This window comes from Amycolatopsis sp. NPDC059657, from assembly GCF_042734395.1.
Lineage (GTDB): Bacteria > Actinomycetota > Actinomycetes > Mycobacteriales > Pseudonocardiaceae > Amycolatopsis.
Genome location: NZ_JBHWEB010000222.1, coordinates 1 through 7,444, shown reverse-complemented (window position 1 = coordinate 7,444; position 7,444 = coordinate 1). Strand labels below are relative to the sequence as shown.

The window sequence follows — 7,444 nt, the reverse complement described above, 5'->3', positions numbered from 1 at the left end:
ACAACACCCCTGGTCACCACGCCGACAGGCCGGTCAGTGTCTGTGAGGTCCTGAAACATCAACTGTCCGGGAAGTCCTGAAAACAGACAGCCGGTCAGAACCGGCCATACCACTCACGACCCCACTACTAAGGTGCGATGAAGTTCCCGCTCAGGATGATGAGCACCTGGACGGTGATGCCGGTGCCGTAGTAATCGGTGGCGTCCGGGGAGAACGTGGTGATGCTGGTGAACAGCTTGTCCAGCCAGGCCTGGCTGCCGGGGTCGGTCATCGCCGCGACGGCGAACGGCGCGGTGAAGCACGGGTGCTTGTCACTTTCGACCTTGGACCCGCTCAACGAGTACCCGCTGACGATCTTCGACGGGTCCCCGCCGGTGTTCGACTTGATCCAGGTGTTCATCTTCTTCACCTGGTTCAGCGCGGCGCTGCCTTCCGCGGTGACGGCGTCGGCGCCGAGGCGCCACGGGTCACGGCAGGCGTTCCAGCTGTACTTGCCGTCGTTCGGGCCCTCGAGGAAGTTCGAACCCGCCGGCTTCGGGGTGCTGTTGGTGTTCACCACGAAGTCGGGCAGCAGACCGGTGTTCGGCGCGTACGACGACTGCAGCGAGGAAACCGCGCCCTCGTGCTTGCTGCGGATGGCGCCCCAGGTCGAGTCGCCGGTGGCTTTCTCGAACGCGCGGAAGTGACCCGGCATCCAGTCCGACGAGCGCGAGCTGTTGGTGTACTTGCTGTCGGTCGCCCAGTCGCCGAGGCGCATGAACTTGGTGCTGGAGTTGACTTCGCTCTTCTTGATGGCGTTGATGACGCGCACGGCTTCGGCCTTGTAGTTGTACGTGCCGGCGCTGCCCCACACCTTGTCCGCGATCAGCAGGCCGTACGCGATCTCCAGGTCGCCGTCGGTGGCGGAGTCGCTGCCGTTGACGCTCTTGCAGTTGCTGTCCTGCTCGGCGGCGTGCAGATCCTTGTTGTTCACCGAGGGGTGCGACTTCACGAACTTCAGGATGCCGTCGAAGATGGCGTGCGCCTGCGAATCCTTGCCGGCCATCAGCGCGGCGATGGTCATGCCATAGCCCTCGCCCTCGGCCACAAAGGAGTGGTCGGCATCCTTGGACAGCACCGCGTACGTCCCCGAACCACACTTGGTGGTGAGGAAGTTCTTCTTCCAGAAGTCGTAGTACTTCATCAGCGCCGCGTCTTGGACGGCTTGCGAAGCGGAGGGCCGGATGGTGCCTGGCACATAGGCCGAGGCCGTGGCCTGCGCCGCGACGGCGCCTCCAGGAACCCCAGCGAGTCCCACCACGAGCGTGGCCGCGGTGGCCACCAGACGCAAGGTCTTCTTCATCGCTCTCCTCACCTCAGGACGGCTTTGTCAGTGGCGGCGATGCTGGGAAGCGTGACACGTGCGACACTGCGAATACAAGGGTGTTAGGAAACTTTCCTAACTATTACTCTGTGCGACTGGGTTGCCGATCCGCTCAGTCCGTCGGAGGATTGCGTCACCGCCGTCACCACCCTTGCGCGCCCTCAAGCGCGCTGCAGACCGCGGAGGTTCCATGTCCCCCATCAGCAGGCGTACCGCTCTCGGCGCGCTCGCGGCCACTCCACTGCTGCTCGCCGCGCCGCCCGCGAACGCCGTCCGAAGCGTGTTGTGGACCGGCGATCCCGCACGCGGCACCAAGGTGTTCGACGGCTTGGAGACCGACCCCGGCACGATCGGCGTGGCGGCCGACCCGCAAGGCAAGTACGGACAGTGTTTCCGTTACGACATCAACGACTGGGCCAACGGGAAGGAGCGCTGCGAGACGCGCGGGCTACGCAAACCGGACGGTTCGGTGTTGCGCATCAACAACTCCATGCTCGGCCAGACCCAGTACATCGGCTGGCGCTCGCTGTGGCAGGGCATCAAACCGAACGCGGGCCTGTGGATCGCGGTGTACCAGTTCCACATCTCCGGATACGAAGCCGGGAAGCCGCAGTCCGGGCCCTATGTGCTGCGCACGGTCGGTGACGGGAAGCTGCACTTCCAGCTCACCAACCCCAACGGCTCCAGCAAGCACATCTGGTCGACGAACTTCCCCGCGATGAACTCGTGGAACACCTTCGCCATCGGCTACAAGATCTCGAAGGGCAACGACGGCTGGACGGAGTTCTACTTCAACGGCAAGCTCCAGACCTTCAGCAACGGCCAGACCCGCTACCCCGGCCCGACGATCTGGGGCGACCACGTCAACCACAAGTGGGGCATCTACCGCTCGGGTGGCAACAGTGGCAAAGCATCCGCCTTTCTCAACAGCGCCAAGCTCGGCACGACGTACGCTGACGTAGCACTCTGACGCGCTTGTGGGAGAGGTTGCTGAGTGGAAGCTCGCCAGCTCGAGTATTTCCTGGCCGTGGTCGACCAGGGCGGCATCAACGCGGCCGCCCGCGCGCTGCACCTGGCGCAGCCGTCGCTGTCACAGGCCATCCGCGCGCTGGAACGCGACCTCGGCAGCAACCTCTTCCACCGCGTCGGCCGCAAGGTGATGCTCACCGAGGCAGGCCACGCGCTGGTCGAACCTGCCCGGCAAGTGGTACACGGCATGGACTTCGCGCGCGCCAGCGTCGAGTCGGTGGCGGGGCTGACCACGGGGCGGGTCGAGATCGCGACCATGCCCTCGCAGTCGGTCGAGCCGCTGAGCAGCATGATCAGCCGGTTCACCGCGCGGCGGCCCGGTGTCGCGGTGGTGGTGCGCGCCGCGTTCACCGCCAAGCACGTGCTCGACATGGTCCGCACCGGGATCGCCGAGATCGGCATGCTCGGCAGCAGCGAGCCGACGACCGCGTCGGGCATCCTGATGACCCCGGTCGGCAAGCAGCGGTTCGTGCTCGTGGTGCCGCCGGACAACCCGTTCCCGCCCGGTGTCGCGGTCGGCCACGAGCAGCTCGCCGGGCAGCGGCTGATCGTCGGCCAGGAGGGCACCGGCATGCGCAGGCTGGTCGACGAGATCCGCGCGGCGGGGGTCGACCTGACAATCGCGATCGAAACCGAGTACCGCGAAGCCATCCTCCCCCTAGTGCTTAAGGGGGCCGGTATGGCCATTTTGACCGATGCCTGGACCACACTCGCGGAGGCGGCCGGAGCCAGGGTTCTGCAGCTCGACCCGCCCGCCTACCTGCACATAGCCCTCGCGCGGCGCATCGGCCCGCTGACACCGGCTGCCCGCGAATTCCTGTCTGCCGCGGTTGATAGGCCCAAGCTATAAGGGTTGTCGACTACTCGTCTTAGACGGACGGGTGACGCGCTGCTCACACTTCATCCATGACCCAGAACTTCCACATCGCCCTCATCCCCGGTGACGGTATCGGCCAGGAAGTCACCCCCGCCGCGCTCGACGTGCTCGACGTGGTCTGCAAGAAGCACGACCTGAACTTCACCTACGACGAGTTCGACTGGTCGTGCGAGCGCTACCTGCGCGAAGGCTCGATGATGCCGGCCGACGGCATCGACAGGCTCCGCGACCACGACGCGATCTTCCTCGGCGCCGTCGGCAGGCCGGAGGTGCCCGACCACCTGTCGCTGTGGGGGCTGCTGATCCCGATCCGCCGCCGGTTCAGCCAGTACGTGAACCTGCGCCCGATCAAGGTGTTCGACGGCGTGGAGAGCCCGCTGCGCGGCGCGGTGCCCGGCGAGGTCGACTTCATCGTCGTCCGCGAGAACGTCGAGGGCGAGTACAGCGAGATCGGCGGGCGGCACAACCTGGGCCTGCCCGAGGAGATGGCCGTTCAGGAGACCGTGTTCACCCGCGGCGGCATCACCCGCATCGTCGACTACGCCTTCGAGCTGGCGTCGCAGCGCAAGGGACGGCTGACCTCGGCGACGAAGTCCAACGGGATCGTGCACACCATGCCGTTCTGGGACGAGATCGTGCGCGAACGGGCCGTGGAGTTCCCAGGGGTGCGGTGGAACCAGGAGCACATCGACGCGCTGTGCGCCAAGATCGTGCTGCAGCCCGGCCGGTTCGACGTGATCGTCGGGTCCAACCTCTTCGGCGACATACTGTCCGACCTGGCCGCGGCGGTCGCGGGCAGCATCGGCATCGCGCCCGCCGGCAACATCGACCCCAGCCGCGAGTTCCCGTCCATGTTCGAGCCGGTGCACGGCTCCGCCCCGGACATCGCGGGCAAAGGCATCGCCAACCCGCTCGGCGCGATCTGGGCGGCAGCCATGATGCTCGAGCACCTCGGGCTGCCCGCCGCGGCCTCCGACATCACCGACGCCATGGCCGCCGTGCTGGCGAAGACCGACCTGCGCACCCCCGACCTGGGTGGCACCGCGACGACCGCCGAGTTCACCGCGAAACTCGTGGAGTACCTGCGATGAGCGTGCCACTGCCCGCCTCGTTCACGCGGCGGTCGGTGGATGCCGAGGGCGTGCGGATCAACACCTTCGTCGGCGGGGAGGGACCCCCGGTCCTGCTGCTGCACGGCTACCCGCAGACCCACCTGAGCTGGCACCACGTCGCGCCGTTGCTGGCCGCCGAGCACACCGTGGTGCTGGCGGACCTGCGTGGCTATGGGGACAGCGACAAGCCGGCGTCCGGCGCCGAGCACGCCGGGTATTCCAAGCGTGTCATGGCGCTGGACCAGGTGCGCGTGATGCGGGCGCTCGGGTTCGACCGGTTCGCCGTGATCGGCCACGATCGCGGCGCCAGGGTCGGGCACCGGCTCGCACTCGACCACCCCGGCGCGGTGACCGCGCTGGCCGTGCTCGACGTGGTGCCGACGCTGCACGCGTTCCAGCGGGCCGACACGCATTTCGGGCTCGGCTGCTACCACTGGTTCTTCCTCACGGCGGGCGACGGGATCCCGGAGCGGCTGATCGGGAACGACCCGGAGTTCTGGGTGCGGTCCAGGATGGAGTCACGTCACCAGGGTGGTGTGCCGTTCGACCCGGCCGCGATGCGCGAGTACGTCCGCTGCTTCTCTGACCCGGCCGCCGTCCACGCGTCCTGTGAGGATTATCGCGCGGCCGCCTCGATCGACCTGGAGCACGACGACGCCGACGCGGCGCAGGGCCAGGTCGTGACCTGCCCGGTGCTCGCGCTGTGGGGCAGGCACAGTTTCGTCGGCCGGACCTACGACGTGCTCCAGGTCTGGCGCGAATACGCCGCCGACGTGCAGGGATTCGCCTTGCCGTCCGATCACTACGTGCCGGAGGAGGCCCCGCTGGAGCTCGTCAGCGCCTTCCAGGCGTTCTTGGCCACGGTCGTCGCGCCCTGCTAGCCTCGGGTGTCACTACTGGGGTAGTCGCGCTTTACCGGGAATCGGCACCTTTTCAGCTCCGAAAAGGTCGCCGGTTTTTCTGGTGCGCGAGGAAAATCTGGGGACTTGATGAGACAGACACGTACTGGCCGTTTTCTGGCCACTTTGGCCACTTTCGCCGCTGGCGCGGCACTCGCCGCGGCGCCGGCCGACGCCATCGCGGGCGGCGGGCCTTCGCTGGGGAACGCTTACTCGTTCGTCGCGAAACTCACCGTGGGCAACCGGACCTGCTCCGGTGTGCTGATCGACGCGCAGTGGGTGCTTTCGGCGAACAACTGCTTCACCGAAAACGCCGGTCAGGGTGGCGCGCCGAAGGTCGCCACGCAGGCGGCGCTCGGGTCGCAGACGCGCCCGGTGGTCGACCTGGTGACCAGGCCGGACCGCGACGTGGTGCTGGCCAAGCTCGCGAGCCCGGTCACCGGCATCGACCCGGTGCGCGTCGGCGGTACCGCGCCGTCGCAGGGCGAGAAGCTGCGAGTGGCCGGTTTCGGCAGGACCGATACCGATAACGCACCCGAAAAGCCTTACAGCGGAGTGCTTTCGGTGACTTCGGTGGCCGCGACGACCATTGACGTCGCAGGCGACGCCGCCATCTGCAAGGGCGACTGGGGCGGCCCCGCGTTCCGCGAGACCGACACCGGCGTCGAGGTCGTCGCGCTGCACAGCACCTCGCTGCAGCATGGCTGCGCCGGTGAGACCGAGACACGCGACGGCGCCGTCGAGTCCCGTGTGGACAATCTGGATGGCTGGCTGGAGAGGCAGATCACCGCGCTGACCGCGGTTCCCGCCGCGCAGCACGCGATCAACCTGAGCTGGCGTCCACTGTGGTACTCCTCGTTCAAGGTCTACGGCTCGACCTCGCCCGAGGTGCCGATCGGCCCGTCCACCCTGCTCGGCACGGTCAGCACGCCTTCGTTCACGCACGCGACGCTTCCCGCGAAGCAGACCTGGTACTACCGCGTCGTGCCGGGCGCCGGCGCCGCGTCCGAACCGGTTTCGGCGACCGTGAAGGGCCAGACCGGCCGCCCGGACTTCAACGGCGACGGCCGCGACGACATCGCCGCCTCGTACGACACCGGCAACGCGTCGAACAAGATCTTCGTGTGGAACGGCGGCTCGCCCGCGCTCGGTATTCCGGTCCAGCGGTGGGAAACCGGGGCCGGCAACTGGGAGGCCTACCGCGCCCGCTGGGTCAGCGGCGACTTCAACGGCGACGGCCGCAGCGACGCGGCGGCGTTCTACAACTACAACGACGGCCTCACCAGGCTGTGGGTCTTCTACGCGACCGCGACCGGCTTCGAGTCGCCGGTCGTCAAGTGGGACAGCGGGTTCGGCAACACGGCAGCGCAGAACGCCAAGTGGGTCGCCGGTGACTTCGACGGCGACGGCAAGACCGACATCGGCGGGTTCTACGACCTCGGCAACGCCCAGACCAAGCTCTACGTCTGGACCGCCACCGCGACCGGTTTCGCCGCCCCTGCCGAGCGCTTCGACAGCAAGCCGGGCAACTGGGAGTCCTACCGCGCCACCTGGATCAGCGGCGACTTCAACGGCGACGGGCGCACCGACCTCGCGGCCAACTACAACTATGGCGGCGGCGTCGTCCGGATCTTCGTGGCCTACTCGACCGAGAGCGGCACCGTCAACCCGGTCGAAAAGTGGTACAGCGGCCCGAACAACTACGCCGCGGAGAACGCGCGCTGGGTCGCCGGCGACTACAACGGCGACGGCCGTGCCGACATCGCGGGCCTGTACGACCTCGGCAACGCCAACACCAAGATGTTCACCTGGTACGGCACCGCGACCGGCTTCCTCGACCCGGCGGCGACCTGGGAGACCGGCAACGGGAACTGGGAACTCGGCCGCTCGCGCTGGGTTTCCGGTGACTACAACGGCGACGGGCGCACCGACCTCGGCGCGTTCTACAACTACGGCAACGGCTGGGTCCGCATCTTCGTCTCCTACGCGACCCCGACCGGCGTCAACCTCCCGACCGACCAGTGGGACTCCGGCCCGAACAACTACCAGGCCGAGTCCGCGCAGCTGATCTCGTAGTGGGGTCGTGGGGGGTGGGGGGGGGGGGGGTCGCCGGAGCCTGCCCCCCAAGACAAAAAATACGAAAGCTACCGCAACAAACACGGCT

The 7,444-nt window shown here is 67.5% G+C and carries 6 protein-coding genes; 5 read left to right on the top strand and 1 reads right to left on the bottom strand.

All coding sequences use genetic code 11. The features are described 5' to 3' along the window. Positions 1-127 precede the first annotated feature (127 nt). The gene (locus ACFV15_RS47300; protein WP_378359983.1) at positions 128-1,342 is read right to left on the bottom strand and encodes a glycosyl hydrolase family 8; all 1,215 of its coding nucleotides are present in this window, start codon (positions 1,340-1,342) and stop codon (positions 128-130) included. Positions 1,343-1,553: 211 nt separating this feature from the next. Between ACFV15_RS47300 and ACFV15_RS47295 the strand changes: the two genes are divergently transcribed. The 5 genes from ACFV15_RS47295 to ACFV15_RS47275 all read left to right on the top strand — a co-directional run bounded on the left by ACFV15_RS47295 (position 1,554) and on the right by ACFV15_RS47275 (position 7,356). Continuing rightward, entirely contained in the window at positions 1,554-2,333 is a 780-nt protein-coding gene (locus ACFV15_RS47295) for a hypothetical protein (RefSeq protein WP_378359982.1), read from the top strand. Between the two features lie 24 nt (positions 2,334-2,357). After that, complete coding sequence (locus tag ACFV15_RS47290) at positions 2,358-3,242, top strand: LysR family transcriptional regulator (protein ID WP_378359980.1); 885 nt, start codon at positions 2,358-2,360, stop codon at positions 3,240-3,242. A gap of 56 nt (positions 3,243-3,298) precedes the next feature. After that, the gene (locus ACFV15_RS47285) at positions 3,299-4,360 is read left to right on the top strand and encodes a tartrate dehydrogenase (RefSeq protein ID WP_378359978.1); all 1,062 of its coding nucleotides are present in this window, start codon (positions 3,299-3,301) and stop codon (positions 4,358-4,360) included. Continuing rightward, positions 4,357-5,262, top strand: coding sequence for an alpha/beta fold hydrolase (locus tag ACFV15_RS47280; protein WP_378359976.1), 906 nt, complete (start codon positions 4,357-4,359; stop codon positions 5,260-5,262). The genes ACFV15_RS47285 and ACFV15_RS47280 overlap by 4 nt, the downstream gene beginning before the upstream one ends. 108 nt (positions 5,263-5,370) lie before the next feature. After that, positions 5,371-7,356: a trypsin-like serine protease gene (locus tag ACFV15_RS47275; protein WP_378359974.1), complete on the top strand. Its 1,986-nt coding sequence runs from the start codon at positions 5,371-5,373 to the stop codon at positions 7,354-7,356. The last annotated feature ends 88 nt before the right edge of the window (positions 7,357-7,444 follow it).